The following is a 26,457-nucleotide window of genomic DNA, read 5'->3' on the forward strand; positions in this document are numbered from 1 at the left end:
GCCTCTACCCTCCATGACCCTCGAGCACGACGAATCGGACAACATGGCTCTCACTTTTTTGTAACAACGGCGATTCAGGCCGCCGCGATGCGCGGCCCGATCGTGACCCAGTAGGACGTGCGGTAACGCACGCTCACCGGCAGCGTGGCAGGCAGCGCCGCCAGCACCGCGTCGGTGTCGTGCAGTTGGAACGCGCCCGAAACGCGCAAAGGCGCCACGGCCGGATCGCAGCGCAGCAGGCCGGGCCGGTAGCGCCCCAGCTCGGCGGCGAAGGCGTCGAGCCGCATTTCACGGGCGTGCAGCACGTTGCGCATCCAGTCGGCGGCATGGGGATCGGCGGGCGCGGCGTCGGATGGGCCCTGATCGTCCAGGCGCAGCTCGGCGCCCGCCGCCAGCGGCAGATACCGTCCCGCGCGCGCCGCCACGCGCAGCGCGCCCTCCTGCACGCTGACGCGGCAAAACCCGTCTTCCTGTCGCACGCAGTAGCGGCCGGCGCGCGCCTCGATGTCGCCGTAACGCGTGCGCACCACGAAGGGCCGCGCCTGCGCGCCCGACTCGTCACGCACATGCAGCGCGATCTCGCCGGCGCGCAGCCGCAGCAGCCGCGAGGCGGCGCTGAACGCCACGTCCACGGCGCTGGCCGTGTTCAGGTAAAGACGGGATCCGTCGCTGAGCGCCACTTCGCGCAGCTCGCCGGCGGCGCTGCGGTAGTCGGCGGTCCAATCCAGCGGATCGGCGCGCCACGCGGCCCAGGCTAGCGGACCCGTCGCCGAGGCCAGCGCCAGGGTCTTGAGCACGGCGCGGCGGCGCGGCGACGCGGGCCGGTTCAGCGCCGCCATGCCCAGCGTGGCCGGCACCAGGCCGAAGCGCTGGCTGACGCGCTGCGCGCGCTGCCAGGCATGTTCATGCTCGGCCTTGCTGGAGCGCCATTGCTCGCAGGCCAGCAGGTCCGACGGGCTGGCGCGGCCGGAGCCCAGCAGCATCATCCAGCGCGCCGCCTGCCGGGCGACGCTCCGTTCCACCTCGGGCAGCTCGCCCGTTCCGCCCGCCGGCGCGCTCATGCCACCGCCAGGATGCATTGCTCGTATCCGCGCGCGATGTAGCGGTGGACGGTGCGCGGCGAGACATCCAGGCGCGCGGCGATCTCGCCGTGGCTCAGGCCCTCGAGCTGCGCCAGCAGGAAGGCCTCGCGCACCGGACCCGGCAGACCCGACAGCATTTCGTCGATCTCGTGCAGCGCCTCCAGGATCAGCAGCCGCTGTTCCACCGACGGCGCCAGCGCCGGCGGCATGACCGCCAGCGCGTCCAGATAGGCCTGCTCCAGCGCGCGGCGGCGGTGATGGTTCAGCATCAGCCGCTTGGCGATGGCGGTCAGGTAGGCGCGCGGCTCGCGCAGCGCCTCGATTTCCTGCCGGTGCCGCAGCACCCGGATGAAGGTGTCCTGCGCCAGGTCGGCCGCATCGAAGCTATTGCCCAGCTTGGCGCGCAGCCAGTTGTGCAGCCAGCCGTGGTGCCTGCTGTAGAGCGTGTGGACGGCGTCGCCGGTAAGGAGCGCGGAATTCGGCACGGCGGCTTCCCTGATATCGAGCTTTGAATAATCACAAATAGAAATCAATCTCATTCTAAGTGAAAAACCCTGATCCAGGTCAAGCCCGCCGCGCAATCGCCGGGGCGATATGATGGGACGCCGTCCCCACTTCCACTGTCCCAAGACCATGTCCTACGCCCTGCTGAAGCTTGTCCACCTCCTGGCCGTCATCCTCTGGGTTGGCGGCATGCTGTTCGCCCACTGTTTCCTGCGGCCGGCGGCCGCGCGGCTGGAGCCGCCGCAGCGCCTGAGCCTGATGGCGGCGGTGCTGGGTCCGTTCCTGAACGCGGTGCTGGCGGCCATCGTGCTGATCCTGGCGACCGGCGCGGCGATGATCGGGCAGGAAGCGGCGCAGGCCTCGCAAAGCGGCGGCGCCTTCTTCATGCCGCGCGCCTGGACGCTGATGGCGGCAGGCGGCATCGTCATGACGGCCATCTACGCCTACATCCGGCTGGTGCCCTTCAAGGGCCTGGCCGCCGCCGTGGCGGCCGCCGATTGGCCGGCGGGCGGGCGCAACATGGCCCTGATCCGCCGCTGGGTGGGCGTGAACCTGCTGCTGGGCCTGGCGGTCGTGGCGGCGGTTTTCCTGGCCTGACCCGGCATCCGCGCCGGCACGGGGCGGGCGCCGCCTGGCGCAGGCCCCCCCGCCCGCAGCTATCAGAACATCGGCGGCACCTATCGGAATTCTTTGGTTCGGCGCAATACGGCGTACATCCCGCCTTCTCACACTGGACGCGACTCTCGCGGGTCCCCAATCACAACGAGAAGGAAATCCCATGTTCAAACGCATCCTGCCCCTGGCCACGCTCGGCCTGTCCGTCCTTTGCGGCCCGGCCGCCGTCGCCGCCACGGCCGTCCAGGACAACAGCTCGCTGGAACAGCCCGGCTTTCGCGAACACAAGGCGACCTATGGCGTGGTCTACCGCCTGCCCCAGGAAGTCAACGCCGTGCTGGACGGCAAGATCAACGGCGCGCTCAAGTCGGACCTGCTCAAGCTGGGTCTGAAGACCGAGGCGGAAACGCCCAACATCCCACACGTGACGGTGGTCCACATCCACAGCGCCGATCCGACCACGCCCGCTCGCATGCTGGTCGCGCTGCCCAAGCCGCCCGCGCCGATTCCGGTCACGCTCAAGACTTTCTATCCGACCGAAGCCGCCAAGGGCGCCGGCCATCCATGGTGGCTGGACCTGGGCGTGGTCAAGAGCGGCGCCGGCTTCGAGGAACTGATGCGCTACAACACCGTGGTCACGGCAGCGCTGGCGCCGCTGCGCGATGGCCCGCTGCCGCGCGTCACCGGTCCGGTGTACGCCAAGATGGCCGACGCCGGCCGCGATCTGGTCCGCAGCGTGGGCGTGAGCGGCGTGAACGTCGTGCGGGACGGCCAGGAAGTGCGCGCGCACAACCCGCACACCACGCTGGTCTACAGCATGACTCTGTACGACGCGCGGCTGCAAGACGCCATGAAGCAGGAAGCCGACAAGTTCAACGCCATCCTGCCCGACGGCATCCAGACCACCTTCAAGGATGTCTCCATCGTCGAGATCGGTTTCGCCGGCAACGTGCTGCGCGAGATCTACCGCATCAGCCTGGAAGACGGCTCGGCGATCGACGTGGCCACCGGCAAGCCGGTCAAGCGCTAGGGCGCAAGCAATGCGTAATACTGCCATTTCGTGGCAGTATTGCGTGATTCCCGCCCCACCGTCTGTCCATGTCCCGCGCCGAACGCCTGCTCGACCTGCTGCAAACCCTGCGTCGCCACCGTCTGCCAGTCAGTGGTCACCGCCTGGCGTCGGAACTGGGCATCAGCCTGCGCACGCTGTACCGCGACATCGCCACGCTGCAGGCCCAGGGCGCGGAGATCGACGGCGAGCCGGGCATGGGCTATGTGCTCAAGCCCGGTTTCATGCTGCCGCCGCTGATGTTCAGCACCGAGGAAATCGAGGCGCTGGTGCTGGGCACGCGCTGGGTCGCGCAGCGCTCGGACGCGCGCCTGGGCCTGGCCGCCCGCAATGCGCTGGCCAAGATCGGCGCGGTGCTGCCGCCAGAAGTGCGCGATGAGCTGGACGCGATACCGCTGCTGATCGGCCCCAGCGCCGTCTGCGTGGTGGACCGGGTCGACCTGTCCCAGATCCGCCAGGCCATCCGCGCCGAGCAGAAAGTGGACATCACCTACCGCGACGACAAGGGCGCGGATTCGGTGCGCACCATCTGGCCCTTCGCGCTGGGCTTCTTCGACAGCGTGCGCATCGTCATGGCCTGGTGCGAGCTGCGCCAGGACTACCGCCATTTCCGCACCGACCGCATCGCCGCGCTGAGCGCCGGTCCGCGCTACCCGCGCCGGCGCCACGCGCTGCTCAAGGAATGGCGCGCTCTCAATCAGGCTCGGGAACAGCCCGAGGCCGAGGGATCGCGGCGGCCGAAGACTGCTGCCAAAAACTGACAGTATCCGCTCCTAAGCTTGCGCTACCGACCTCAAGGTCCCATCCGCCGCCAGGAGCGCATCATGTCCGACACGAACTTTCTCATCCTCTACGTCGAAAAACCCGAAGCCAGCGCGGCGTTCTACAGCGCGCTGCTGCAACGTCCGCCCGTCGAAAGCTCGCCCACCTTCGCGCTGTTCGCGCTGGACTCCGGCCTGATGCTGGGCCTGTGGTCGCGCTACACCGTGGAACCGGCCGCCGCCGGCCGGGGCGGCGCCACCGAACTGGCCTTCACCGTGCCGGACACCCAGGCCCTGGCCGACCGCTACCGCGACTGGAGCCTGCGCGGCCTGCCCATCCTGCAGGCGCCGATCGACATGGACTTCGGCCGCACCTTCGTGGCGCTGGACCCGGACGGCCATCGTCTGCGCGTCTTCGCGCCCAGGGAAGAACCGGCGGCCGAGCCCGACGCCATGGTCACGATCCCAGCATTCCAAGGAGCCTGAACCACAGATAGTCCAGCGGCACCAGCAGCGCGAACGACAGCAGCGCGGTGACCAGGCTCAAGGCCAGGCCGCTGCGCGCCGGCACCTGCCCCATGCCCATCGCCACCACGATGGGCGAGGCCTGGTACGGCATGACCACCGTGGCGTAGCCCGCCACCTGCGCCATCAACACCGCCATCAGCGAAAAACCCGAGGCCTGCGCCAGCGTCTCGGCCAGCGGCGTGTACAGCGCCGGCACGCCATTGGCGGTGACCACGAAGTTCAGCAACGCAGACAAGCCCACCAACGAGAAAAAGCTGCGCATCGGCGCGTCCGGCGACAGCGGCAACCAGGCCAGCAGCGCCTTGCCGATGATGCCCCCCAGCCCGCTGTCAGCCACCATCGCCGCCAGCCCCAGGATGCCCGCCACATAGATGGCGGTGCGAAAGTTCACTTCCTTGCCGAACTGGTCGCCGCTGACGAAGCCCACCTTGGGCAGCAGGCAGACGCAGGCCGACAGCAGCCCGATCCAGGCCGGCGACACGCCGTGCACACTGTCCGTCACCCAGCCCAGCAACGTCAGCGCCAGCAGCCAGCCCAGCCGTTTCTCGGCGGCCGACAGCGGCGCGGCGGCGGCGGCTTGCTCCGCGCGCCTGGGCGTGTCGCGGAACATCCAGGCGATGCAACAGGTCAGCAGCACGCCCTTCAGGATGCCCAGCACCGGCGCGTGCAGCCACAGATAGGGCAGATAGCCCAGCTGCAGCCCGTAGCTGCCCTCGATGCTGCCGGCCATGACCAGGTTCGGCACGTTGGCCGGCAGGACGGAGGTGGACAACTGGAAGGTGCCGAAGCCCACCGCCAGCGCCAGCCCGATGCGGCCACGGCTGCCGGGCGCCAGGCCGATGCGGTCGGCATAAGCCAGCACGATGGGCATCAGCAGCGCGATGCGCCCCATGTTCGACGGCATGACGAAGGCCAGCAGATAGGTCAGCGTGACCACGCCGGCCGTCACGGTCAGGTAGCCCCCTGCCAGGCGGCGCGACAGCAGGCCGGCCATGCGGTCGGCCAGGCCGGTGTACTTCAGCGCCAGGCCCAGCACATAGCCGCTGAGCACCAGCCAGAACGCGGCCGAGGCGAAACCCGAGAACACCACCTCGCGCGGCGCCGCCGCCAGCGCCATGGCGCCGCCGAAGAACAGCAGCGCCGTGAGGTATTCCGGCAGGCGCGAAAAAGCCCATAGCGCGATCGTGATCGCCGTCAGGGCGGCGGGTAGAATCGGAAACCCGGAGACTAAGGCATGCATGGAACCACCGTGGCGAAAATAAGAATCGGCGCAGTGTACGGACCCTGTACGACGCTGAAAATGCGCGATTGGCGCAGGCTGCCTACACGGCTGGCGTAGGCTGACGCAACGGATACGCATGCGTTTCGACCTGACTGATCTGGCGCTCTTCCTGCACGTGGTGCAGGCCGGCAGCATCACGCACGGCGCCGCCCGCGCCAACCTGGCCCTGGCCGCCGCCAGCGCCCGCATCCGCAACCTGGAAGCCTCGCTGGGCGCGCCGCTGCTGGAACGCGGCCGCCACGGCGTCACGCCCACGCCGGCCGGCCAGAAACTGGCCTCGCACGCGCGCCTGATGCTGGCGCAGGCCGAGCGCCTGCGCGACGACCTGTCCGGCTACGCCGGCGAGTTCGGCGGCTCGGTGCGCGTGCTGTCCAACACCAACGCGCTGACCGCCTTCCTGCCGGAGGCGCTGAGCGGCTTCCTGGCCGCGCATCCGCGCATCAACGTCGAACTGCAGGAGATGCTGAGCGACGAGATCGTCGAAGCCATCGCCGACGGCTCGGCCGACATCGGCATCGTCGCGGGCACGGTGGACACCGGCGCGCTGGAAACCCATCCCTACCGCTGCGACCGCTTCGTCCTGATCGTGCCGCGCGGACACGCGCTGGCCGGCCGCGCCCAGGTCGCCTTCGGCGAGGTGCTGGACGAGGATTTCGTCGGCCTGGACCGCAGCAGCGCGCTGCAGCGCTTCCTGGCGCGCCAGGCCCTGGTGGCGGGCAAGCCCATCAGGCTGCGCGTGCAGCTGCGCAGCTTCGACGCCATGTGCCGGCTGGTGCAGGCCGGCGTGGGCGTGGGCATCGTTCCTGAAAGCACGGCGCACGGCATGAGCCGGCTGCTGGACGTAGGCGCGGTGACGCTGTCCGACGCCTGGGCCACGCGCCAGCTGCTGATCTGCGTGCAGTCGCGCCAGGGCCTGAGCGCGCGCGCCTGCCGCCTGCTCGACCACTTGCTGGCGGACAGCGAGGGCGCGGCGGGCCAGGCCGCCGGCTAGCCCCGGACGAGGCCGTTACGAATACAGCTCCGTCATGAACTGCGAGGCCTTCAGGCCCGACCCCGTCAGCAGCACGACCGTGCGTTCGGTCTGCGCGATGGCGCCGCGCGCGGCCAGCATGTCGAGCGCGGCGGCGGCCGTCGCGCTGGTCGGCTCGGCATAGAGCCCCATCGCGGCCAGCTTGCGCACGGCGGCCACGATCGCATCCTCGGGCACCGCCACGGTCTGCCCGCCGCTGGCGCGCACGGCCTGCAGCATTTCGCGCAGGCGCAAGGGTTGGCGGATGGCCGTGCCCTCGGCCACCGTGGGTAGCACCGGGCGCTCGACCAGGGTGTCCGCGCCCGCCTGGAAGCTCGCGTCCACCGGCGAGCAATGCAGCGGCTGGGCCACGAACAGGCGCGGCAGCCGGCGGATCTGGCCGGCCGCCAGCAGCTCGGCGAAGCCGATGGCGCAGCCCAGCACATTGCTGCCGGCGCCTGCCGGAATCACCACGTTGTCCGGCGCCTCGAAGCCGAAGTCCTCCCACATTTCGTAGGCGATGGACTTGGTGCCCTGCAGGAAGAAGGGCTGCCAGTTATGGCTGGCGTAGTACAGCTCGCCTGATGCGCGGATGGCCGCGTCCTGCGAGGCTTCGCGCGGCCCGTCCACCAGCCTCACGTCGGCGCCGAAGGCGCGGATCTGCGCGATCTTGGCCGGCGAGGCATAGGCCGGCGCGAAGATGGTCACCGCCATGCCCGCCGCCGCGCCGAACGCCGCGATGGCCGCGCCGCCGTTGCCCGAGCTGTCCTCGCCGACAGCGCCGATGCCGATCTGGCGCAGCCAGGACAGCATCACCGCCGCGCCGCGATCCTTGAAGCTGCAGGTCGGGTTGAACCACTCCAGCTTGAAATGCGGGCGCAGAGCGCCCCAGGCGCGCTCGGCCATGGGCGTGCAGCCCTCGCCCATGGAGACCGGCGCGTCGATGACGCGCGGCAACGCGGCCCGGTAGCGCCACAGCGAACGCGCGCGCGTGTCGATGTCGTCGCGCGAAATGCCGGCCAGCGGCGAGATCATCAGCGGCGTGCGCGCGTCGGAACACCAGCGCGGCTCGTCCAGCGCGTAGCGGGCGCCGGTCTGGGGATCGTAGTAATGCGGTTCGTTCATGGCGTGCGGCCGAATAATGTCGATGGCCGCAGTCTAGGCGCGCCGGATCGTCTGGCGTTGCAATATCATGTTGCGATATCCGCAATCAAGGAGGCGCCATGGAACGTGGGCCGCTATGGGAACACCAGGTCTTTTGCGCCGTGGCCGAACGCCAGAGCTTCGTGTTGGCCGCCCGCGCGCTGGGCGCCTCGCCCAGCGCCGTAACACGGGCGGTGCAGGCGCTGGAGCGCCAGCTGGGCGCGCAACTGCTGACGCGCAGCAAGACCAGCGTGACGCTGACGCCGCAGGGCGAGCGCTATGTCGAGTCGGCGCGCGACATGCTGCGCCTGGAAGAAAGCGCGCGCGAAGCGCTGCGCGAGACGCAGCGCGGCGCCCAGGGCCGGCTGCGCTTTTCCGCGCCCGACCTGCTGGGCGTGGCGCTGCTGCCGGCCGTGCTGCGGCGCTATGCCGAGGACTACCCCGACGTGCGCATCGACATCAGCTATACCGACAAATGGGTGGATCCGATCGCCGAAGGACTGGACTTCGCCGTTCGCGGCGGCTTTCCCGCCTCCAGCGAGCTGCTGGGCGCGCGCCTGTGGCCCTATGAGCGACTGCTATGCGCCAGCCCGGACTACGTGGCGCGCATGGGACTGCCGCGCGAACCGGAAGACCTGGTGCGCCACCGCCTCATCATGCACACCGGCCCGCGCGTGCTCAAGGACTGGCACCTGCGCGGCGAGGGCAGCATCCAGCGCCTGCGCGCGGAGCCGGCCCTGCGCGTCAGCACTGGCAGCAGCCTGATGGCGCTGGCGCTGGCAGGCGCGGGCGTGGCGCGGCTGGCGGACTGGGCCGCGCTGCCGGAAATCGCACGCGGCACGCTGGTGCGCGTGTGTCCGGCCTATACCGTGACCTCGGCCCGGGGCGTGTCGCCCCAGGTCCACGCCGTGTACGCATCGCGCTCCTTGCCGGCCCGCGCCCGCGCCATGCTGGCCGCCTTGCGCCAGGCCGGCGCAGGCCTCATGGACGCTCCAGCCCCGCCCGCAACGCCGCCCGCTCGCCACGCTTCCTGAACAGCAGGTAATACAGCGCCGACAGCGCCAACAGGAAGGGCACGCCGAACACCAGCGTCATCTTGAACACCGACGTGAAGTAGGTGGTGAGCAGGATCGCCAGCATGGCCAGCGCCCCCAGCAGCGTCAGCGCCGGAAAGCCCGGCATGCGGAACGACAGCCGCGCCCCGCCCTCGCGCGCCCAGCGACGGCGGAAGAAATAGTGCGTGACGAAGATCATCATCCAGGTGAACAGCGCGCCGAACATGGAGATGGCCATCATCAGCGTGAACGAGGTCTCCGGATACAGCACGTTCAGCACCGTGGCGATGGCGATGCCGCTGGTCGACAGCAGCAGCGCGTTCAGCGGCGTGCCGCCGCGCGTAAGCCGGCCCAGCGCGGCCGGCGCATGGCCGGCGCGCGACAGGCTGAACATCATGCGGGTGGTGATGTAGAGCTGGCTGTTCATGGCCGACAGCGCCGCCACCAGCACGATGAAGTTGATCACGCCGGCCGCATAGGGAATGTCCACGGCCTGCATCACCTTGACGAAGGGACTGCCGCCCTTGCCGGCCTGGTCCCAGGGCACGATGGCCAGGATCAGCGCCAGCGTCAGCAGGTAGAACACCACCAGGCGCACGATGGTGGCGCGGAACGCCTGCTTCACGGCCCGCTCCGGATCCTCGGCCTCGCCGGCCGCCACCGCGATCATCTCCACGCTGAGGTAGCTGAAGATAGAGATCACCACCGCGACCCACATGCCCCAGACGCCGTTGGGAAAGAAGCCGCCATGCGCGGTGTACTGCGCCACGCCGTGCTCCGGGCTGCCCCAGACCACATAGGCGCCCAGCACGATGAAGGCGACGATGGCGCTGACCTTGATGGTCGAGAACCAGTATTCCACCGTGCCGAAGGCCTTCACGCTCATGGCGTTGATGAAGATCAGCGCGGCCGAAAACACGCAGACCCACTGCCAGCCGGGCACCGAGGGAAACCAGAACTTCATGTACTCGGCCACCGCGGTGACCTCGGTGCCGACCGCCAGCACCACGCAGGACCAGTAGGCATAGCGCACCAGGAAGCCGGCCAGCGGGCCGATGTAGTGTTCGGCATAGGCGCCGAAGGAGCCAGAGGTGGAATGCGCCACCGTCATCTCGGCCAGGCAGCCCATCAACAGCAGCGTGATCAGCCCGCCTATGGCGTAGCTGATCAGCACGCTGGGGCCGGCGAAGCCGATGGCGAACTTGCTGCCCAGGAACAGGCCGGTGCCGATGGCCCCGCCGATGGCGATCATGCTCATCTGGCCGGAACTCAGGCGCCGCTTCAGGCCTTGCTCGCGTTCGGCGATGCGGCCGAATCCTTGCGGTTGCGACATGTCTTCCTCCTTGTGTTGTTGTGCGGGCGCGGCCCCTCTGCGGGGGCCTGCGTGGTCCGTGCCGGCGCCGTGCTCAGGTCACGGCGGCGCGATGCTTGAACTCGGGCTTGTCCCAGGCGCGGGTATCGAGCACATCCTTCAGGACCTCGACGGCGTCCCAGACATCGGCGTGGCCCAGGTACAGCGGCGTCAGGCCGAAGCGCAGCACCTCGGGCTCGCGGTAGTCGCCGATCACGCCGCGCGCGATCAGCGCCTGCATGACCTCGAAACCGTTCGGGTGGCGGAAGCTGACGTGGCTGCCGCGCAGCGCGTGCTCGCGCGGCGTGGCCAGCGTCAGCGGATGGCCGGCGCAGCGTTCCTCGACCAGCGCGATGAACAGATCGCCCAGCGCCAGCGACTTCTTGCGGACTTCGTCGATGCCGGCGGCGTGGGCGATGTCCAGGCCGCATTCGACCAGCGACAGCGAGACGATGGGCTGCGTGCCGCACAGGTAGCGGCGGATGCCGCCGGCCGGCTCGTAGGCCACGGTCATGTCGAACGGGCGCTGGTGCCCCCACCAGCCGGTCAGCGGCTGCCAGAAATTGTCGGTGTGGCGCGGCGCCACCCAGATGAAGGCCGGCGCGCCGGGGCCGCCATTGAGGTACTTGTAGGTGCAACCCACGGCGAAGTCGGCCTTGGCGCCCTGCAGGTCCACCGGCACCGCGCCGGCGGCGTGCGCCAGGTCCCAGATCGTCAGCGCGCCGCGCTCGTGCGCCAGCGCCGTCACCGCGCGCATGTCGTGCATCTGGCCGCTGCGATAGTTGACGTGCGACAGCAGCACCACGGCCACAGAATCGTCCAGCGCCTGTTCCAGCGGCAGCTCGTCATCGATCAGGCGCATCTCGTAGCCCTGCTGCAGCAGGTCGATCAGGCCCTGGATCATGTACAGGTCGGTCGGGAAGTTGTCGCGCTCGGACAGGATCACCCGGCGGCCCGGCCTGGCCTGCTGCTGGATGCGCAGCGCGGCGGCCAGCGCCTTGAAGATGTTCAGCGAGGTGGTGTCGGTGATGACGACCTCGCCCTTGCCGGCGCCGATCAGGCCCGCCAGCTTGTCGCCCAGGCGGGCGGGCAGGTCGAACCAGCCGGCCGTGTTCCAGCTGCGGATGAGGCCCGCGCCCCATTCCTTGCCGATCACGTCGGCGGCGCGCGCCGCCGCGGTCCTGGGCAGTACGCCCAGCGAGTTGCCATCCAGGTAGATCACGCCGGGTGGCAGGTCGAACTGGTTCTTGATGGATGCCAGCGGGTCGAGGCGGTCTGCGGCGACGCAGGCTTCGCGGGTATGCATGAAAACACTCCTGGAGACGAAAATTCTGCGTACATACTAGCAGCGCCCTTCCGCCGAAAAGTTGCAAATCCAGGCGTGGCTTACCCTAGTATTTCGCAGTAAATTGCGTTCCATATAAAATATTCGAATTGGATTGCACGATGCAGATCGACGCGATAGACCGGCGCATCCTGAGCCGCCTCCAGGAGAACAGCCAGATCAGCAACCAGGACCTGGCCGAGCAGGTATCGCTGTCGCCATCGGCCTGCCTGCGCCGCGTCCGGGCGCTGGAGGAAGGCGGACTGATCAAGCGCTACCGCGCCGTGCTGGACGCCGAGAAACTGGGCTTCGAGCTGGAAGCCATCGTCCACGTCGCGCTGGACCAGTCGCGCAGCGGCTGGCACGAGGAGTTCCTGGCCGGCATCGCGCTCTACGACGAAATCACCGAGGCCAGCATCGTGACCGGCGCGTCCAACTACATCCTCACGGTGCGCGCGCGCAACCTGTCGGCCTTCTCGCAATTCGTGGAAGACAAGCTGAGCAAGATCGCCGGCGTGCGCGACATCTGCTCGCACCTGGTCATGCGCAAGGTGAAGGACCGCAGCGGCATGCTGCCGCTGGCGGGCTGGCGCTAGCGCACTGCCCGGCTCACCACCCTGCCCGGTCTCGCGCCCGGCGGCATCCCGGGCTCAGACGATGCCCTGGCGCAGGAAGCCGAACACCGTGACGAAGTGGCAGGCCGTGCCGCCCATCACGAACAGATGCCAGATGCCGTGCGCGTGCGGCCAGCGCCTGCTGTTGGCGTAGAACACGGTGCCCGCGGAATAGACCGCCGCGCCGGCCAGTAGCCAGGCCAGGCCCGCCGTCGACAGCGACCCGGCGATGGGGATGGCGAAGGCCACGCCCAGCCAGCCCATGCCCAGGTACAACGGCAGCGCCGGCGACGCGCCACGCGACGACCACCACAGCTCGCGGGCGATGCCGGCCAGGGCCAGCAGCCAGATGCCCGCGCCGGCCGCCATGGACATGCCGTCGGGCTCGGGCACGAAGGCCAGCGGCGTGTAGGTGCCGGCGATCAGCAGATAGATGGCGCAATGATCGGCCTTGGCCCAGAAGGCCTTGCGCCGTCCGCGCGTCCAATGGAACAGCACGGACGAGGCATACACGGCGATCATCGACGCCGCGAACACCGCGCAGGCGGTCAGCTGCACCGCGTCGGCCTGGACCGTGGCGGCCCGCGACAGCAGCGCGCCCGACGCGGCCACGGCCAGCCCCAGGCCGGCCAGGTGGGTCGCGCCGTTGAATCGTTCACCCTTGTACATGCATGGCCTCCCGCCGGCGCGCTGCCGGCGCCTGGTCATGCTGACGCAGGTGTGTGACAGGGCGAAGTCAGCGGGAGGCCGCGGTTCAGCCGATGAAATCCACCGCCGCCGGATAACCCTCGATCGCGCGCGCAGCCAGGATCGCGCGCTGCACCGCCAGCGCCGTGGCCTCGGCGGCCAGCACGCCCAGCAGCATCACGTTGGCGGCCTTGTCCGACACGCCCGTGCCCAGCGCGAAGATCGTATCGCCATCCAGCATGGTGTGGATGGGATTGATGGTGCGGGCCAGCCCGTCGTGCGCCATCTGCGCCATCTTCTGCGCCTGGGCCTTGGTCAGCTTGACGTCGGTGGCCACCACGCCGATGGTGGTGGCCGCGCCGGCGCGCATGGACTTGGGCAGGTCGCCCGCCAGGATCGCCGCGCGCGTGTCCAGCAAGGCGCGCCCGTCCGCCGTGCGCGCGCCGGCCAGGATGCGGCCGTTGGATGGATCGAGCACGTCGCCGACCGCGTTGACCGCGATCAGCGCGCCGACCGTCACGCCGCCGACCGTCAGCGACGCGCTGCCGATGCCGCCCTTCATGGCGCGCTGCGGACCGTACAGCTTGCCCACCGTGGCGCCGGCGCCGGCGCCGACGTTGCCTTCCTGGACTGGGCCGGCGCTCGCGGACTTGCAGGCCTGATAGCCCGCCGCCGCGTCCGGCCGCACCGAGGCGTCGCCCACGCCCAGGTCGAACAGGATCGCCGCCGGCACGATGGGTACATGGGCCACGCCCACGTCGAAACCGATCTTGCGTTCTTCCAGGTAGCGCATCACGCCGCCGGCCGCGTCCAGGCCGAACGCGCTGCCGCCGGCCAGCATCACGGCGTGGACCTTCTCGACCATGTTGGACGGATTGAGCAGGTCGGTCTCGCGCGTGCCGGGCGCCGCGCCGCGCACGTCCACGCCCGCCGTGGCGCCGGCCTCGGCGATGATCACCGTGCAGCCGGTCGGCCGCCGCGTATCCGTGTAGTGCCCGACCTTCAGCCCCGGCACCTGGGTGATGGACCCGCCGCCCGGCGTCAGCCGTAGTCCTCCCCCGCCCTGCGCGGGCACGCTGCCCGCCAGCGCGGCCGCGCCTGCCGCCGCCATCATGAACTTCCTCCTGTTCAATCGCTGTTCCACATCGTCTCCTTGGGGTGCTGCCTGCGTGGCTCCGGAAAGCCGGGTTTCCGGAGATTTTCGTTATATCTGGAAGTTATATTTTCACTATTTCTTATGCTTTGTGGAAAAATAGACGCGTTGTTAGAGTGCGGCTACGCTGGAGTGCGCCCTGAACCACAGGTCGCTCCTCCAGGCCCCCATACCCGTGGAGCATCGCCAATGAAACTCTTCCGTACGCTGTTCGTCGCCGGCCTGGTCCAGGTCGCCGCCCTCTCCGCCGCCCACGCCCAGTCGGGCCTGGACCAGATCAAGTCCGCCGGCGTGCTCAAGTTCGGCACCGAGGGCACCTACGCCCCCTTCACCTTTCACGAGGCATCGGGCCAGCTGGTCGGCTTCGACGTGGACATCGGCCGCGCCATCGCGCAGCGCCTGGGCGTGAAGGCCGAATTCGTCGAAGGCAAGTGGGACGGCCTGATCGCCGGCCTGGACGCCAAGCGCTACGACGCGGTCATCAACCAGGTCGGCATCACCGACGCGCGCAAAGCCAAATACGATTTCTCGGATCCCTACATCTCGTCCGCCGCGGTGCTGATCGTGCGTGACGACAATACCACCATCAAGTCCTTCGAGGACCTGAAGGGCCGCAAGTCCGCCAACACGCTGACCAGCAACTTCGGCAAGCTGGCGCAGCGCCACGGCGCCGATCTGGTCGCCGTGCAGGGCTTCAACGAATCCATCGACCTGCTGACCTCGGGCCGCGTCGAAGCCACGGTCAACGACAACCTGTCGTACCTGGACTTCAAGAAGCAGAAGCCCAACGCCAAGGTCAAGATCGCCGCCACCGACAAAGCCGCCGAGTTCAGCAGCTCGGGCGTGCTGCTGCGCAAGGGCAACCCCGAGCTGGTCGCCGCCATCAACAAGGCGCTGGCCGACATCAAGGCCGACGGCACCTACAAGACCATCTCGGTCAAGTACTTCGGCACCGACGTGTCGGCGCAGTAAGCCGCGGGTCCGCCCATGACGCTACCCACCTGGTTGCAGGCCGCCCTGCCCGACGCGCTGCTGGCGCAGATCAATGGCTGGGCGGCGCCGGCCTGGGCGCAGCTGATGGCGGACTCGTTCTGGCCGCTGCTGCACGCCGGCCTGGTGTTCACGGTGCCGCTGACGCTGGCCTCGTTCGCGCTGGGCCTGGCGCTGGCCTTCGTGGTGGCGCTGATCCGGCTGTTCGGCCCGGCGCCGCTGGTGGCCGTGGTGCGCTTCTATGTCTGGCTGGTGCGCGGCACGCCGCTGCTGGTGCAGCTGTTCGTGATCTTCTACGGCCTGCCCAGCGCCGGCATCGTGCTGGATCCGCTGCCCGCCGCGCTGATCGGCTTCACGCTGAACGTGGGCGCCTACAACTCCGAGGTGATCCGCGCAGCCATCGAATCGATCACCAAGGGCCAGTGGGAAGCCGCGTACTCATTGAGCATGACGCGCGCGCAGGCCCTGCGCCGCACCATCCTGCCGCAGGCCGCGCGCGTGGCGGTGCCGCCGCTGTCGAACTCCTTCATCTCGCTGGTGAAGGACACCTCGCTGGCCGCGGTGCTGACGGTGCCCGAGATCTTCCAGGCCGCCCAGCGCATCGCCGCCGTCACCTATGAACCGCTGATCCTCTACACCGAGGCGGCGCTGATCTACCTGGCGTTCAGTTCCGTCCTGTCGGCCCTGCAGGTCCGCCTGGAGCGGCGCTTCGGCCAGCATGCCGTGTTTTCCGAGAAGAATCGATGATCCGCCTGGAAAAGATCGAGAAAGCCTTCGGCGGCAATCCCGTCCTCAAGAAAGTGGATGTCGCCATCGCCGAAGGCAGCGTGACCGCGCTGATCGGCCCGTCGGGCAGCGGCAAGAGCACGCTGCTGCGCTGCGTGAACCTGCTGGAGACGCCCGACCGGGGCACGCTGTCCATCGGCCCCGAGACCGTGCATTTCCAGCCCGGCCAGAAACTGGGTCGCGAGCAGGTGCTGCGCGTGCGCAAGCAGACCGGCATGGTGTTCCAGAACTTCCAGCTGTTCCCGCACCAGACCGTGATCGGCAACGTCATGGAAGGGCTGGTCACGGTGCAGAAATGGTCCGCCGACCGCGCCCGCGCGCGCGCCGAGGAGCTGCTGCGCAAGGTCGGCATGCAGGACAAGGCCGACGCCTGGCCGGCCAACCTGTCCGGTGGCCAGCAGCAGCGCGTGGCCATCGCCCGCGCGCTGGCGCCGGCGCCGCGCGTGCTGCTGTGCGACGAGCCGACCTCGGCGCTGGACCCAGGCCTGGCCGCCGAGGTGGTCGAGGTGCTGCGCCAGCTGGCCGCAGAAGGCATGACCATGCTGATGGCCACGCACGACCTGCGCCTGGCCGCCAGCGTGTCGCGCGAAGTGGTGTTCCTGCTGGACGGCGCGGTGATCGAATCCGGCTCGTCCAAGACCGTGTTCACGCAGCCGCGCGACCCGCGCACGGCCGCCTTCATCTCCACCCTGACGCAGGAAGCGGGCGGCTGAGGCCTACTTGCCCAGCGTCATGCCGCCGTCGATGGTGACGACCGCGCCGGTCATGAACAGGAACGGCGGCTGGGCCAGCGCGATCATGGCCGCGGCGATCTCCTGGGTCGTGGCCAGCCGGTTCAGCGGATGCATGGCCGCCAGCTTGCGCTCGTCCAGTTCGCCCGCCTCGATCGACCGCTGGATCATCGGCGTCTTGACGTAGCCCGGCGCCACGGCGATCACGCGAATGCCGTCCTCGGCCCACTCATTGGCGAGCGAGCGCGTCAAGGTCGCCACGCCCGCCTTCGACACCGCGTAGTGGGCGCGGCCCTTCATCATCACCATGCCCGCCACCGACGCGATGTTGACCACCACGCCGCCGCGCGCGCGCAGCGCCTCGTACAGCGCATGCGCGCAGTGGAACGTGCCGTTCAGGTTGACCGCCATCACCTGGGCCCATTCGGCGGGATCCTTGCGCCCGACCGGATCGCGGCTGCCGGCGATGCCGGCGGCGTTGATCAGCAGGTCGACGCCGTCGAGCCGGGACGCGGCGGCCGCCACCGAGGCGTAGTCGGCCACGTCCACCGTCGGCTCGCCGTCAGTCGCATGGCGGTCCCACACGACGACGCGCCAGCCCTGGTCGCGCAACTGGCGCGCGCACTCCTCGCCGATGCCGCTGGCGCCGCCGGTGACGACGGCGATCCGGGTTTGATCCTTGCTCATGGTCCTGTCTCCTTGTCTGTTCCGAAGCGCGTGTTCAGGCGCGCGATGGCGCGGCCGCCCGACGCGCGCCGCCGAGATTGCGCACGCAGACGATCGCCAGCGCGGCGCTGGCCAGCGTCGTCAGCGCGAATATCCGCGCTGCCAGCGTCCACTGCCCGCCGGTCGCCTGCATGACCCAGCCGGTCAGGGTCGGGCCGAAGAAGCCGCCCAGCGAGCCGATGGTCGTGACCAGCGCCAGCGGCCCGGCATGGGCGCCGATGCGGTTCTGCAGCGCCGTGTTCAGCGGCCCGTAGTAGGCGATGGTGTAGCCGGTGATGATGGACACCGCGGCCAGGAACAGCGCCAGCGACACGGTCGCCGCGACGGGCAGCAGCAGGAAGCCGCCGCTGCCGATCAAACAGACCACGGCCAGGTGCCAGCGGATGTCGCCGCTGCGTTCGCTGCTGTGTCCGACCACATAGCTGAAGGCCAGCGCCACCACGTTCGGGATCATCAGCAGCGCGCCGATTTCCAGCGGCGTGATGCCGTACAGGTTCTTCAGGATGGTCGGCAGGAAGTACGCCAGCGCGAAGGTGGCCGCATAGGCGCTCAGGAGGATCAGCAGCAGGCCCCACAGCAAGGGCTGGCGGAACACGGCGAAGCCGTGGGTCCAGGGCAGGCTGCCGGCCGGCTGGCGCGGCGCGGCCTCGGCCTCCATCACGGCGCGCAGGCCGCGCCGCTGCGCGTCGCTCAGCCAATGAGCTTCCTCGGGCGAGGCCGGCAGCAAGCGCAGGATCAGCAGGCCCAGCAGCACGGTCGGCAGGCCCTCCAGCAGGAACAGCCAGCGCCAGCCCTGCATGCCCAGATCGATCTTCAGCAGGACGCCCGCCAGCGGGCCGCCGAATATCATGGCCAGCGGCAGCGCCATGATGAACACCGCGTTGATCCGACTGCGAAAACGCGGCGGAATCCACGATGCCAGGTAGAAGTTCACGGCGGGGATGAAGCCGCCCTCGGCGACCCCGAGCAGGAATCGCAACACGTAGAACGACTTCACGCCCTGCAGCGCCGCCATCAGGCAGGACACCAGCCCCCAGGCCAAGAACATGAAAGCCAGCCAGCGCCGGACGCCGAAGCGCTGCAGCGCGAGGTTGGCCGGCACGCAGACGCTGGCGTAGCCGAAGAAAAACAGGCCCGCGCCCAGGCCGTAGGCGGCCAGCGAAATGTCCAGGTCGGCGCCCATCTGCAGCTGGGCATAGCTGATATTGGTGCGGTCGAGGAAATTGAGCAGGTAGCCCGCGAACAGCAGCGGCAGCACCCGGTTCCTGAACAGGGCGACCGCCTGCGTCGCCCCCGCTATGTCTTCGTTTCGCAGCATGGTTGTCTCCTCGTGCTTCCTGCGTCGGGCTATGCGCCTCGTTGTGGGTGAAGTGATAGGGCGCACGCTCGGGCCAGCACGCCCTCGCCCGGCCAGGCGTCGCCGCGCCAGGCCACGTGCTGATCGGGGCGGATCAGGGTCAGGCGGGCCGGATACAGGCTGGCGATCGCGCCCTCGGCGGGCTGGATCACGGTCAGCGGGACGCCGGCGCGCCGGGCATCGGCCCTGGCCGCCGCGATATCGTCCAGCGACGCCGAAGCCGCCAGCAGCGTGTAGCCCTGGCCAAAATGGTCGTACAGGGAGCTGCCGTCGTGCAGCCAGGCATGCGGGGCCAGCGCGCCCGGCCTGGAGGTCGGCACGTAGTTGATGAAGTCCCTGGCCGGACACGGGCCGGACTCCGCCGCGATCACGGGGGAATCCTCGTACTGGTAGCCCAGCACCACGCCCAGGGTCGCGAACTCGCGCATCTTGGCGGCCTGGATGCGGCCGCCGACCTCGCGCCGGATCCGTTGCCCGCGTTCGCCGTCATCCTCGATGCCGTCGGCCAGCAACTGGTTGCCCAGGACCGCGTGGTTGCGCTCGGCCTCGTCCATCACCCACTGATGCACCGGACGACGCTCGGCCTCGTAGCTGTCGAGCAACCCCGGCCCGGCCCAGCCCTGCAGCACGGCGGCCAGTTTCCAGCCCAGGTCGACGCTGTCGGCGATGCCCATGTTCATGCCATAGCCGCCGAAGGGCGGGTGCAGGTGACAGGCGTCGCCCGCCAGGAAGACCCGCCCCTTGCGGTAGCGGTCTCCCAACAGCTTGCTGGCGACCCATTCGTCGCTGCTCAGCACCTGATAGGGCAGGTCTATGCCCGTCGCCCGCGCGATCAACGCCCGCTCATCGGCCACACCCGCGTGCCGCGCCGCATCGACGTGCGTGGGCATGAAGAACCAGGTGTCGCCCCGGTCCATGGGGCCGATCAGGCTGGGAGCGTCGCGATTCACCTGCCAGTACATGATGGCCGGCCCGTGCCGGTGAGCGCGGTCCAGGCCAGGCGCGCTGAACACGATATTGCGGTTGCGCGACAGGCCGTACTCACCCAGCATGCGGGTGCCGATCAGGTCACGCACCCGGCTGCGCGCGCCGTCGGCGCCAACCAGGTAGTCGGCACGGACCGACGATTCCGCGCCGCCCGACAGATCGCGCAGCCTGGTCCGCACGCCGTCCGCGTCCTGGCTCAGGTCCAGCAGTTCGCAGCAGTAGCGGATCTGGACGCCCGGCAACGACTGCGCGTGATCGCGCAGCACGCCCTCGACCGTGTATTGCGGAATCCATTGCGCATGCTCCGAATACAGCGGATTGCGTCCGGGCGCGCAGTACATGGCGTTCTCGTGCCTGGCCAGCTCGACGCCGGCCAGGCGCGTGCAGAACACCACATTGGACGGGTAGTCCACGCCCAACGGCGAGGCGGCCCGCAAGCGGTCCGCGATGCCCCAGCGCCGCAAGTGCTCGCGCGTGCGCACATTGGTGGTCTTGGCGCGCGGCGCGTATCCCACCCGGTCGTTGCGCTCGATCACCAGGCAGGCGATGCCGCGCTGCCCCAACTCGATCGCCAGGCTCAGACCGGCCGGTCCCGCGCCCACGATCAGAACCCGTGGCGATGCTTGCTGTTCCACCTTGCCGTCTCCCTGGTCGCCCGCCATGTTGCGGGACTGCGGCGTATCTTAGATAGCCCCCTTCGATACAAAAAGATGGCAAAATTTCCAGGCCGATATCAAATTCGTATCACCCTGACCATGAAGCTGAACGCGCTGCGCGATTTCCTGGCCGTCGCCGAACGCGGCGGCGTGCGGGCGGCGGCCCGCCACCTGGGGCTGGCGCAGCCGGCGATTTCCCGCAGCATCGCGGAACTGGAAAAGGAACTGGGCGCGGCGCTGTTCGAGCGCCACGCCAAGGGCGTGCAGCTCACGCCGGTCGGACAGGCCTTCCTGCGCCGCGCCACCGCCATCCACCATGAGATCCAGCGCGCCCGCGACGAGGCGGGCCAATTGCGCGGCGCCGTCAACGGCCGCGTCACGCTGGGCATGTCCACCGCCCCGCACCTGGAGCTGTTCCCCGACGTGCTGCCGGCGTTCCGCGCGCGCTTTCCCGACATCCACCTGGAAATCGTCGACGGCGTCTATCCGCTGGTCGAGGGCGCGCTGCTGGACGGTTCCATGGATTTCTACGTCGGCCCGGCGCCCGCGCGCGTGCCGGGCGAGCTGCGGGTCGAGAAGCTGTTCGACAATACCCGCGTCATCCTGGGCCGCAAGGGCCATCCGCTGGCGCAGGCGAAATCGCTGCGCGAACTGGCAGACGCCCACTGGATCACCACGTCCATCACCCACAAGGCCGAGGAAGAACTGGGCCCGCTGTTCGAGAAGCATGGCCTGCCCGCGCCGAAGCTGGCGATGCGGGCGCAATCCGCGCTGACCTTCCTGACGGCGCTGCCCAGTTCGGACCTGCTGATGATGCTGCCGGTCCAATGGCTGCGCTACCCGCTGCTGCGGGACACGTTCCAGGAAATCAAGGTCCGGGAGAAGCTGCCCGCGCCGCCCGTTTGCATCGTGCAGCGCACAGGACTGCCGCTGACGCCGGCGGCCGAACACTACTGCACGCTGCTGCGGCGCGCCGCCGGGCACATCAGGAAGCGGTAGCGCCCACTGGCGCCCGGGCAACCGTCGACAGAGGTCCAGGCCGCGCGCGTTCAGCGCGACGGCAGCGATCCGGCCGGATCCACCGCCTGGCCGTCGTAGCGCAGCTCGAAATACAGGCCGACCTGCTTGCTGTCGCTATTGCCCATTTCGGCGATCTTCTGGCCCTGGGTCACGCGCTGCCCTTCCTTGACCAGCAGCTTGCTGTTGTGCGCGTAGATGCTGAGGAAGCTGGCGTTGTGCTTGACGATCACCAGGTGCCCGTAGCCGCGCAGGCCGCTGCCCGAATAGGCCACGGTGCCGGCGGCCGCGGCCACCACCGAGGTGCCCGAGGCATTGGAGATCACGATGCCATTCGAGCCCGAGCCGTCGTAGCCGCGCGTCACCTTGCCCTGGGCCGGCCACACCAGCGAGATCGCGCCCGGCGGCGCGGTGCGCCGGCGCGGCGGCTGCGCCGTGGCCTGGCGCCCGCCGCCTGAGGGCTTGGCGCGCGCCCGGCTGGGCTGGGACGAAGCCTGCTGGCCGGCCGGCGCCTCGACCCGCAAGGTCTGGCCGACTTCGATCGCGTTGGAATTCGACAGCTTGTTCCAGCGCACCAGGTCGCCGACGCTGACGCCCTGCTTGCGCGCGATCTGCGTCAGCGTATCGCCCGACTGCACCCGGTAGTAACCCGGCTGCACCTTGGTCGTGCCGCAGGCCGCCAGCACGGCCAGCAGCGCCGCCACGCAGGCGACGCGTATCCAGGAAATCAGGCGCGGATGAGGACTGGCCCGATCAGAAGCGGGCGCTGAAAAGGCAGGATGCAGAGCGGTCGGCGAAGGCACTGAAGACGGGCGGCGAAGGCGGATGGGGAACCGGAGGCGCGCCCCGCGCGGGGCGCGCCCCTGGATGCAGGCAGGCCTTAGCGTACCAAGATTTTGGGAGGCCGGCGCGGCCCGCCGGCTGCGCGCATCCCCCAAGGCCGTGTATAACGCGCAAAATGGCAAGATGACGCAATCTCGCCGTAACAGACCAATAAGACACGACCGCTCGCAAGGATAGCCATGGGCCAGCCCGACACCCGACCACGCCAGCCGCTCTGCCTGCTCTGGGCCATCCCCTACCTGCTGTGCGCCGCGTTCTCGCATCTGTTCAACGACCCGGTCAGCCATGCCAGCTTCGTCTGGCTGCCCTCGGGCGTGGCGGTGGGCGCCTACCTGCTGACGGCCCGCCGCCACTGGCCGATGCTGATGGCGGGCCTGTTCTGCGCCCAGCTGATCCTGAGCTTTCTCTGGCGCGGACAGGCCGCGACGGCGCTGGTGTTCGCCATCACGGCGGCGCTGTCCTCGCTGCTGGCGGCCTGGACCGTGCAGCGCCTGACGCCGCGCGAGGGCGACGTGAGCTTCGTCGCGGCGCTGCTGGCCGGCGCCGTCGCGGGCGCGGCCAGCAGCGCGCTGCTGGGCGGCGGCTGGCTCTGGCTGGCGCACGAGGCGCACGCGCTGCTGCGGCTGCGCAACTGGGTCTCGTCCTACCTGGCCGGCGTGCTCATCATGACGCCGGCGCTCCTGGGCCTGGCGCATTTCCGGCCGCGCCGTTCCGGCGGGCCCCGCGCGCGCGACCTGGCGCTGGGCGCCGTCGCCTACGCGCTGCTGATCGGCGCCACCTTCATGACCTTCGACGGCGACATGATCCGCAACCTGCCCTATGTCGTCACCTTCGAGCTGACCTATCTGCCACTGGTGTTCGCGGTGCTGGTCGCCCTGGTCTGGGGCCCGCTGGGCGGTTCGCTGGCCGTGGTCACGCTGGCGTTCATGGTGCTTTACCAGAGCGGCCAGGGAGAAGGCCCTTTCGTCGCCCCCGACAATCCCTGGCAGGCCTTGCTGGCCACCCAGGCCTACCTGGCGATCACCGCGCTGCTGATCCTGCTGGTCAACACGCTGCGCAGCGCCCGCGCCCAGTCGCTGGAGCGCGCCGAGCAATGGCGTGGCCGCTTCGAGCTGGCGCTGGCCGGCAGCCATCAGCTGATGTACCGCTACAACCCGCAAGACGGCTCGCTGGAGCTGGCCGGCGACGTGCAGGCGGCGCTGGGCGCGCCGGCCGATGCGATGCGCGACCTGGACGCGCTGCTGGCGCGCGCCCATCCGGACGACCGATCGCGCCTGTCCCTGCACTGGGCCGCGCGCCGCGCCGGCACGCAGGACATGACGCCGCTGCTGTTCCGGCTGGCGCATGGCGCGGGCGGCTGGCGGCTGATCAGCGACAAGGGATCGCCGCTGGCCGATTTCGATGGCAGCGTCGCCGTGGTGGCCGGCATGTGGCGGCTCGGCGAGATGGAGCCGGGAACAGGCGATGTCCGCTGACACCGACACCGGAGTCCTGCTCATCCACGGGCTGGGCGGCACGCAGTACGACCTGGGGGCCATGCACAAGATCCTCAGGCGCGCCGGCGTGGAGACCCATGCCCTGACGCTGCCCGGCCACGGCGCCGCGCCGGAAGACCTGATCGGCGTGCGCGCGGAATCCTGGCTGGACGCCGTCACGGCGAAATACCGCGAAGTGGCCGGTCGCCACGACACGCTGCACGTCATGGGCATGTGCCTGGGCGGGCTGCTGGCGGTGGAACTGTGCAAGCGAGAAAACCACCGCAAGGGCAGGCTGGTGTCGCTGGCCGCCCCCGTGTTCATCGACGGCTGGAGCACGCCCTGGTACCGCGGCCTGCGCCACCTGGTCTACCGCATTCCCGGGCTGGCCGACGGCATGCGGGTCGAAGAGGAAGAACCCTATGGCCTGAAGAACGAGCTGGTCCGCTCCATCGTCAAGGCCAAGTTCGAGCGCGGCGAGAACTTCCATTACCGCTGGGTGCCCCTGTCCTGCGTCCGGGAGGTCGACCGGCTGCGCGGCTGGGTCATGCGCGGCCTGGACGCCATCGCCTGTCCGACGCTGATCATGCACGCGCACGAGGACGAGCTGACCTCGGCGCGGTCGGCGCATTTCCTGCGCGACGGCATCGCGGACAGCCGCCTGGTCCTGCTGGACAACAGCTATCACATGATCTGCGTGGACAATGACCGCGACCGCGTCGCGGCGGAGGTGCTGCGCTTCATGGACCGCGTCGCCGAAGCTTCCCAGCCGAGCCGGCTGCAATCGCTGGAAGGCGAGGACGCGCAGCGCCTGCTGTCGACCTATCGCGAATCGCTGCGGGCGGGCGAGTTCGAAACCCTGTTCCCGCTATTCGCCGAGAACGTGGTCTGGACCGAGGAAGGCGACAGCCCGCTCAGCGGCGTCTATCGGGGCAAGAGCGCGCTGATCGATCTGTTCTCCCGGCTGATGGACTATTCGCGCAACACGCTGCGCATTCTCGAGGTCGGCGCGCCGGAGCCGCGCGGCCGCGCTTTCGCCATGCCGCTGCGCTTCCAGGTCCAGGACGGTCCCGGCCTGCAGGAAAGCGGCGCGACCCATACGCTGCGGCTGCGCGCCAATGTCATCACCCGCGTCAATTCCGTGGCGGACGATCCGCCGCGCGCGGACGCGCTATGGCGCAGGCTGGCGGCCGCCAGCGGCGTGGAGCCGGAGGCCGACGCCATGGATCCGCAGACGCTGGCGATCCCGGCCGAGGAACTGGCCGACGCCTTCGAGGCCGCCATGATCGAACTGCGCACGCTGCAACAGCCGCCATCGGCCGCCGTGCAAATCCGGCTGCAGGCGTATGAATGGCAGGTCCGGCGAGGCGACGCCCCGCCCGAAGCGCCCACGGACGCTGATGCCCGCGCCCAGGTGCGCCACGCCGCCTGGCGGCTGCTGGCGGGCCTGCCCGCCGACCAGGCGCGGCGGCGCTATATCGCCCTGGTGCGGCGGCTGGACGCGGACGCCTGACGCCGGCTCGCCCATATACGACGGCAACACGGCCCGGCGCAAACTGCCGACGCGAAAACCGCCCTAGAATACGGCCATGTCCCGCTACAACGCCCCGCCCAGCAACCGGACCGCCACGCGCGGCCGCCTGGTGCTATGGCTGGCGCTGATGACGCTGCTGCTGCGCGCGCTGGTGCCAGCGGGCTACATGCCCGACACCCGCGCCCTGGACGCCGGCCGCTTCGAAGTCACGTTCTGCACCGCCGCCGGCGCGCCTGCCGCGCTCAGCGCGGCGCTGAGCACGCTCAAGGACGGCAAGCCCGCGCATGACGCGCAGACGGGCGCGCAATGCCCGTTCGGGCTGCTGGCGCACCTGACGCCCGCGCCCGCGTTTTCCCTGAATCCCCTGTCGCTGCCGGCCGACACGACGCCGACGGCGCAACCCGCGCAACCTCCCCTGCCCGCGACAGTCGCCCACGGTCCGCCGCTGGGCTCGCGGGCGCCACCTCCCCTGGCCTGACTCGCACCGACCGCGCGGCCCTGTCGCCGCGCGCCCTGTCGAACCGTCCGACCCGAGGTTTTCCATGCGTTCCCCCATCCTGTCCGCGCCGACCGGCGCGGCACGCGCGCCCGATACGCGGCGGCGCCGGCTGCTGCTGTCCGCGGCCGGCCTCATGACCCTGGCCGCCTGCGGCCAGGAAGCCCCCAAGCTCAACGGCATGGACCTGTCCGGCATGCCCACCGGCGATTTCCAGCTGCGTGACACCGAGGATCGCGAGCGCCGGCTGGCCGACTACCGTGGCCAGGCCGTGCTGCTGTTCTTCGGCTTCACCCAATGCCCGGACGTCTGCCCCACGGCGCTCACGCGCGCCACCGAGATCAAGCGACTGCTGGGCGCCGACGCCGGCAAGCTGCGCGTGCTGTTCATCACCGTGGACCCGGAGCGCGACACCCCCGAAATCCTGAAGGCCTATACCCAGGCCTTCGACCCGGAATTCGTCGGCCTGCGCGGCGACGCCGAGCAGACCCGCGCCGCCGCCCAGTCCTTCAAGGTCTTCTACCAGAAGGTCACCACGGGCTCTTCCTACACCATGGACCACACCGCGCTGAGCTATGTGATCGACGCCAAGGGCAAGCTGCGCCTGGCGTTGCGCCACCAGCAAAGCGCCGAGGAATGCGCGCAGGACCTGCGCACCGTGATCTGACCCAACCGCACCGAA

Annotated in this window: 27 protein-coding genes; 15 read left to right on the plus strand and 12 right to left on the minus strand. The window is 69.6% G+C overall.

The window, feature by feature from the left end; all coding sequences use genetic code 11:
* Positions 1-74: 74 nt before the first annotated feature.
* Both C2U31_RS29020 and C2U31_RS29025 read right to left on the minus strand, forming a co-directional pair.
* Complete coding sequence (locus C2U31_RS29020) at positions 75-1,079, minus strand: FecR domain-containing protein (protein ID WP_103275953.1); 1,005 nt, start codon at positions 1,077-1,079, stop codon at positions 75-77.
* Entirely contained in the window at positions 1,058-1,567 is a 510-nt protein-coding gene (locus C2U31_RS29025; protein WP_103275954.1) for a sigma-70 family RNA polymerase sigma factor, read from the minus strand. Before C2U31_RS29025 ends, C2U31_RS29020 begins: the two co-directional genes overlap by 22 nt.
* A 148-nt stretch (positions 1,568-1,715) precedes the next feature.
* Here C2U31_RS29025 and C2U31_RS29030 point away from each other — a divergent pair, with 148 nt between their 5' ends.
* The 4 genes from C2U31_RS29030 (at position 1,716) to C2U31_RS29045 (ending at position 4,517) form a co-directional block, all read left to right on the plus strand.
* Entirely contained in the window at positions 1,716-2,183 is a 468-nt protein-coding gene (locus C2U31_RS29030) for a CopD family protein (RefSeq protein WP_103276636.1), read from the plus strand.
* A 181-nt stretch (positions 2,184-2,364) separates the two neighbouring features.
* Positions 2,365-3,231, plus strand: a complete 867-nt coding sequence (locus C2U31_RS29035; protein WP_103275955.1) for a hypothetical protein — start codon at positions 2,365-2,367, stop codon at positions 3,229-3,231.
* 68 nt (positions 3,232-3,299) lie between these two features.
* Positions 3,300-4,031: a YafY family protein gene (locus C2U31_RS29040; protein WP_103275956.1), complete on the plus strand. Its 732-nt coding sequence runs from the start codon at positions 3,300-3,302 to the stop codon at positions 4,029-4,031.
* Positions 4,032-4,094: 63 nt separating this feature from the next.
* The gene (locus C2U31_RS29045) at positions 4,095-4,517 is read left to right on the plus strand and encodes a VOC family protein (protein ID WP_103275957.1); all 423 of its coding nucleotides are present in this window, start codon (positions 4,095-4,097) and stop codon (positions 4,515-4,517) included.
* Here C2U31_RS29045 and C2U31_RS29050 read toward each other — a convergent pair.
* Positions 4,489-5,799, minus strand: coding sequence for an SLC13 family permease (locus tag C2U31_RS29050; RefSeq protein WP_103275958.1), 1,311 nt, complete (start codon positions 5,797-5,799; stop codon positions 4,489-4,491). The genes C2U31_RS29045 and C2U31_RS29050 overlap by 29 nt on opposite strands.
* A 118-nt stretch (positions 5,800-5,917) precedes the next feature.
* Between C2U31_RS29050 and C2U31_RS29055 the strand changes: the two genes are divergently transcribed.
* Positions 5,918-6,832, plus strand: a complete 915-nt coding sequence (locus C2U31_RS29055; RefSeq protein WP_103275959.1) for a LysR substrate-binding domain-containing protein — start codon at positions 5,918-5,920, stop codon at positions 6,830-6,832.
* A 15-nt stretch (positions 6,833-6,847) separates the two neighbouring features.
* Here C2U31_RS29055 and C2U31_RS29060 read toward each other — a convergent pair whose 3' ends face one another.
* Positions 6,848-7,975: a pyridoxal-phosphate dependent enzyme gene (locus C2U31_RS29060; protein ID WP_103275960.1), complete on the minus strand. Its 1,128-nt coding sequence runs from the start codon at positions 7,973-7,975 to the stop codon at positions 6,848-6,850.
* 98 nt (positions 7,976-8,073) lie between these two features.
* Between C2U31_RS29060 and C2U31_RS29065 the strand changes: the two genes are divergently transcribed.
* Positions 8,074-9,027, plus strand: coding sequence for a LysR substrate-binding domain-containing protein (locus C2U31_RS29065; protein ID WP_103275961.1), 954 nt, complete (start codon positions 8,074-8,076; stop codon positions 9,025-9,027).
* Here C2U31_RS29065 and C2U31_RS29070 read toward each other — a convergent pair.
* Positions 8,975-10,381, minus strand: a complete 1,407-nt coding sequence (locus tag C2U31_RS29070; protein ID WP_103275962.1) for an amino acid permease — start codon at positions 10,379-10,381, stop codon at positions 8,975-8,977. The genes C2U31_RS29065 and C2U31_RS29070 overlap by 53 nt on opposite strands.
* 73 nt (positions 10,382-10,454) lie before the next feature.
* Entirely contained in the window at positions 10,455-11,705 is a 1,251-nt protein-coding gene (gene kynU / locus C2U31_RS29075; RefSeq protein ID WP_103275963.1) for a kynureninase, read from the minus strand.
* A 140-nt stretch (positions 11,706-11,845) separates the two neighbouring features.
* Between kynU and C2U31_RS29080 the strand changes: the two genes are divergently transcribed.
* Positions 11,846-12,319, plus strand: a complete 474-nt coding sequence (locus tag C2U31_RS29080; RefSeq protein WP_103275964.1) for an Lrp/AsnC family transcriptional regulator — start codon at positions 11,846-11,848, stop codon at positions 12,317-12,319.
* Between the two features lie 54 nt (positions 12,320-12,373).
* Here the strand turns inward: C2U31_RS29080 and C2U31_RS29085 are convergent, their stop codons facing one another.
* Both C2U31_RS29085 and C2U31_RS29090 read right to left on the minus strand, forming a co-directional pair.
* Positions 12,374-13,006 (minus strand): hemolysin III family protein, encoded by a 633-nt coding sequence (locus C2U31_RS29085; protein ID WP_103275965.1) that lies wholly within the window; start codon positions 13,004-13,006, stop codon positions 12,374-12,376.
* 85 nt (positions 13,007-13,091) lie between these two features.
* On the minus strand, positions 13,092-14,138 hold the full coding sequence (locus tag C2U31_RS29090) for a P1 family peptidase (RefSeq protein ID WP_103275966.1): 1,047 nt from the start codon (positions 14,136-14,138) through the stop codon (positions 13,092-13,094).
* 228 nt (positions 14,139-14,366) lie between these two features.
* On the opposite strand from C2U31_RS29090, the gene C2U31_RS29095 reads away from it, so the two are divergent.
* The 3 genes from C2U31_RS29095 (at position 14,367) to C2U31_RS29105 (ending at position 16,666) form a co-directional block, all read left to right on the plus strand.
* Complete coding sequence (locus C2U31_RS29095; protein ID WP_103275967.1) at positions 14,367-15,149, plus strand: amino acid ABC transporter substrate-binding protein; 783 nt, start codon at positions 14,367-14,369, stop codon at positions 15,147-15,149.
* A 105-nt stretch (positions 15,150-15,254) separates the two neighbouring features.
* Positions 15,255-15,914 carry an amino acid ABC transporter permease gene (locus C2U31_RS29100; protein WP_103276637.1) on the plus strand — a complete coding sequence of 220 codons (660 nt, stop codon included), beginning with the start codon at positions 15,255-15,257 and terminating at the stop codon, positions 15,912-15,914.
* Complete coding sequence (locus C2U31_RS29105; RefSeq protein ID WP_103275968.1) at positions 15,911-16,666, plus strand: amino acid ABC transporter ATP-binding protein; 756 nt, start codon at positions 15,911-15,913, stop codon at positions 16,664-16,666. The genes C2U31_RS29100 and C2U31_RS29105 overlap by 4 nt, the downstream gene beginning before the upstream one ends.
* A 3-nt stretch (positions 16,667-16,669) precedes the next feature.
* Here C2U31_RS29105 and C2U31_RS29110 read toward each other — a convergent pair whose 3' ends face one another.
* The 3 genes from C2U31_RS29110 to C2U31_RS29120 are packed head-to-tail and all read right to left on the minus strand — an operon-like array spanning position 16,670 to position 20,416.
* Positions 16,670-17,371 (minus strand): SDR family NAD(P)-dependent oxidoreductase, encoded by a 702-nt coding sequence (locus tag C2U31_RS29110; RefSeq protein ID WP_103275969.1) that lies wholly within the window; start codon positions 17,369-17,371, stop codon positions 16,670-16,672.
* A gap of 34 nt (positions 17,372-17,405) precedes the next feature.
* A complete protein-coding gene (locus tag C2U31_RS29115; protein ID WP_103275970.1) occupies positions 17,406-18,728 on the minus strand; it encodes an MFS transporter in 1,323 nt (440 codons plus the stop codon).
* Between the two features lie 29 nt (positions 18,729-18,757).
* Complete coding sequence (locus tag C2U31_RS29120; RefSeq protein WP_103275971.1) at positions 18,758-20,416, minus strand: FAD-dependent monooxygenase; 1,659 nt, start codon at positions 20,414-20,416, stop codon at positions 18,758-18,760.
* 93 nt (positions 20,417-20,509) lie between these two features.
* Between C2U31_RS29120 and C2U31_RS29125 the strand changes: the two genes are divergently transcribed.
* Positions 20,510-21,409 (plus strand): LysR substrate-binding domain-containing protein, encoded by a 900-nt coding sequence (locus C2U31_RS29125; protein ID WP_103275972.1) that lies wholly within the window; start codon positions 20,510-20,512, stop codon positions 21,407-21,409.
* Between the two features lie 50 nt (positions 21,410-21,459).
* Here the strand turns inward: C2U31_RS29125 and C2U31_RS29130 are convergent, their stop codons facing one another.
* Positions 21,460-22,146, minus strand: coding sequence for a peptidoglycan DD-metalloendopeptidase family protein (locus tag C2U31_RS29130; RefSeq protein ID WP_369869804.1), 687 nt, complete (start codon positions 22,144-22,146; stop codon positions 21,460-21,462).
* A 303-nt stretch (positions 22,147-22,449) separates the two neighbouring features.
* On the opposite strand from C2U31_RS29130, the gene C2U31_RS29135 reads away from it, so the two are divergent.
* The 4 genes from C2U31_RS29135 to C2U31_RS29150 all read left to right on the plus strand — a co-directional run bounded on the left by C2U31_RS29135 (position 22,450) and on the right by C2U31_RS29150 (position 26,442).
* Entirely contained in the window at positions 22,450-23,745 is a 1,296-nt protein-coding gene (locus C2U31_RS29135) for an MASE1 domain-containing protein (RefSeq protein WP_103275974.1), read from the plus strand.
* Entirely contained in the window at positions 23,735-25,258 is a 1,524-nt protein-coding gene (locus C2U31_RS29140; RefSeq protein ID WP_103275975.1) for an acyl-CoA-binding protein, read from the plus strand. The genes C2U31_RS29135 and C2U31_RS29140 overlap by 11 nt, the downstream gene beginning before the upstream one ends.
* Before the next feature lie 76 nt (positions 25,259-25,334).
* The gene (locus C2U31_RS29145; RefSeq protein WP_103275976.1) at positions 25,335-25,757 is read left to right on the plus strand and encodes a DUF2946 family protein; all 423 of its coding nucleotides are present in this window, start codon (positions 25,335-25,337) and stop codon (positions 25,755-25,757) included.
* Positions 25,758-25,821: 64 nt separating this feature from the next.
* Positions 25,822-26,442, plus strand: coding sequence for an SCO family protein (locus tag C2U31_RS29150; protein ID WP_103275977.1), 621 nt, complete (start codon positions 25,822-25,824; stop codon positions 26,440-26,442).
* Positions 26,443-26,457 lie beyond the last annotated feature (15 nt).

Origin of the sequence: Achromobacter sp. AONIH1 (assembly GCF_002902905.1) — a bacterium.
Classification (GTDB): domain Bacteria; phylum Pseudomonadota; class Gammaproteobacteria; order Burkholderiales; family Burkholderiaceae_B; genus Achromobacter.

Bases quoted from the DNA above. Each gene is read 5' to 3' on its own strand.
- C2U31_RS29020 (WP_103275953.1), bottom strand. From the start codon at position 1,079: ATGCATCCTGGCGGTGGCATGAGCGCGCCGGCGGGCGGAACGGGCGAG.
- C2U31_RS29030 (WP_103276636.1), top strand. From the start codon at position 1,716: ATGTCCTACGCCCTGCTGAAGCTTGTCCACCTCCTGGCCGTCATCCTC.
- C2U31_RS29035 (WP_103275955.1), top strand. From the start codon at position 2,365: ATGTTCAAACGCATCCTGCCCCTGGCCACGCTCGGCCTGTCCGTCCTT.
- C2U31_RS29040 (WP_103275956.1), top strand. From the start codon at position 3,300: ATGTCCCGCGCCGAACGCCTGCTCGACCTGCTGCAAACCCTGCGTCGC.
- C2U31_RS29045 (WP_103275957.1), top strand. From the start codon at position 4,095: ATGTCCGACACGAACTTTCTCATCCTCTACGTCGAAAAACCCGAAGCC.
- C2U31_RS29050 (WP_103275958.1), bottom strand. From the start codon at position 5,799: ATGCATGCCTTAGTCTCCGGGTTTCCGATTCTACCCGCCGCCCTGACG.
- C2U31_RS29055 (WP_103275959.1), top strand. From the start codon at position 5,918: ATGCGTTTCGACCTGACTGATCTGGCGCTCTTCCTGCACGTGGTGCAG.
- C2U31_RS29060 (WP_103275960.1), bottom strand. From the start codon at position 7,975: ATGAACGAACCGCATTACTACGATCCCCAGACCGGCGCCCGCTACGCG.
- C2U31_RS29065 (WP_103275961.1), top strand. From the start codon at position 8,074: ATGGAACGTGGGCCGCTATGGGAACACCAGGTCTTTTGCGCCGTGGCC.
- C2U31_RS29070 (WP_103275962.1), bottom strand. From the start codon at position 10,381: ATGTCGCAACCGCAAGGATTCGGCCGCATCGCCGAACGCGAGCAAGGC.
- kynU (WP_103275963.1), bottom strand. From the start codon at position 11,705: ATGCATACCCGCGAAGCCTGCGTCGCCGCAGACCGCCTCGACCCGCTG.
- C2U31_RS29080 (WP_103275964.1), top strand. From the start codon at position 11,846: ATGCAGATCGACGCGATAGACCGGCGCATCCTGAGCCGCCTCCAGGAG.
- C2U31_RS29085 (WP_103275965.1), bottom strand. From the start codon at position 13,006: ATGTACAAGGGTGAACGATTCAACGGCGCGACCCACCTGGCCGGCCTG.
- C2U31_RS29090 (WP_103275966.1), bottom strand. From the start codon at position 14,138: ATGATGGCGGCGGCAGGCGCGGCCGCGCTGGCGGGCAGCGTGCCCGCG.
- C2U31_RS29095 (WP_103275967.1), top strand. From the start codon at position 14,367: ATGAAACTCTTCCGTACGCTGTTCGTCGCCGGCCTGGTCCAGGTCGCC.
- C2U31_RS29100 (WP_103276637.1), top strand. From the start codon at position 15,255: ATGGCGGACTCGTTCTGGCCGCTGCTGCACGCCGGCCTGGTGTTCACG.
- C2U31_RS29105 (WP_103275968.1), top strand. From the start codon at position 15,911: ATGATCCGCCTGGAAAAGATCGAGAAAGCCTTCGGCGGCAATCCCGTC.
- C2U31_RS29110 (WP_103275969.1), bottom strand. From the start codon at position 17,371: ATGAGCAAGGATCAAACCCGGATCGCCGTCGTCACCGGCGGCGCCAGC.
- C2U31_RS29115 (WP_103275970.1), bottom strand. From the start codon at position 18,728: ATGCTGCGAAACGAAGACATAGCGGGGGCGACGCAGGCGGTCGCCCTG.
- C2U31_RS29120 (WP_103275971.1), bottom strand. From the start codon at position 20,416: ATGGCGGGCGACCAGGGAGACGGCAAGGTGGAACAGCAAGCATCGCCA.
- C2U31_RS29125 (WP_103275972.1), top strand. From the start codon at position 20,510: ATGAAGCTGAACGCGCTGCGCGATTTCCTGGCCGTCGCCGAACGCGGC.
- C2U31_RS29135 (WP_103275974.1), top strand. From the start codon at position 22,450: ATGGGCCAGCCCGACACCCGACCACGCCAGCCGCTCTGCCTGCTCTGG.
- C2U31_RS29140 (WP_103275975.1), top strand. From the start codon at position 23,735: ATGTCCGCTGACACCGACACCGGAGTCCTGCTCATCCACGGGCTGGGC.
- C2U31_RS29145 (WP_103275976.1), top strand. From the start codon at position 25,335: ATGTCCCGCTACAACGCCCCGCCCAGCAACCGGACCGCCACGCGCGGC.
- C2U31_RS29150 (WP_103275977.1), top strand. From the start codon at position 25,822: ATGCGTTCCCCCATCCTGTCCGCGCCGACCGGCGCGGCACGCGCGCCC.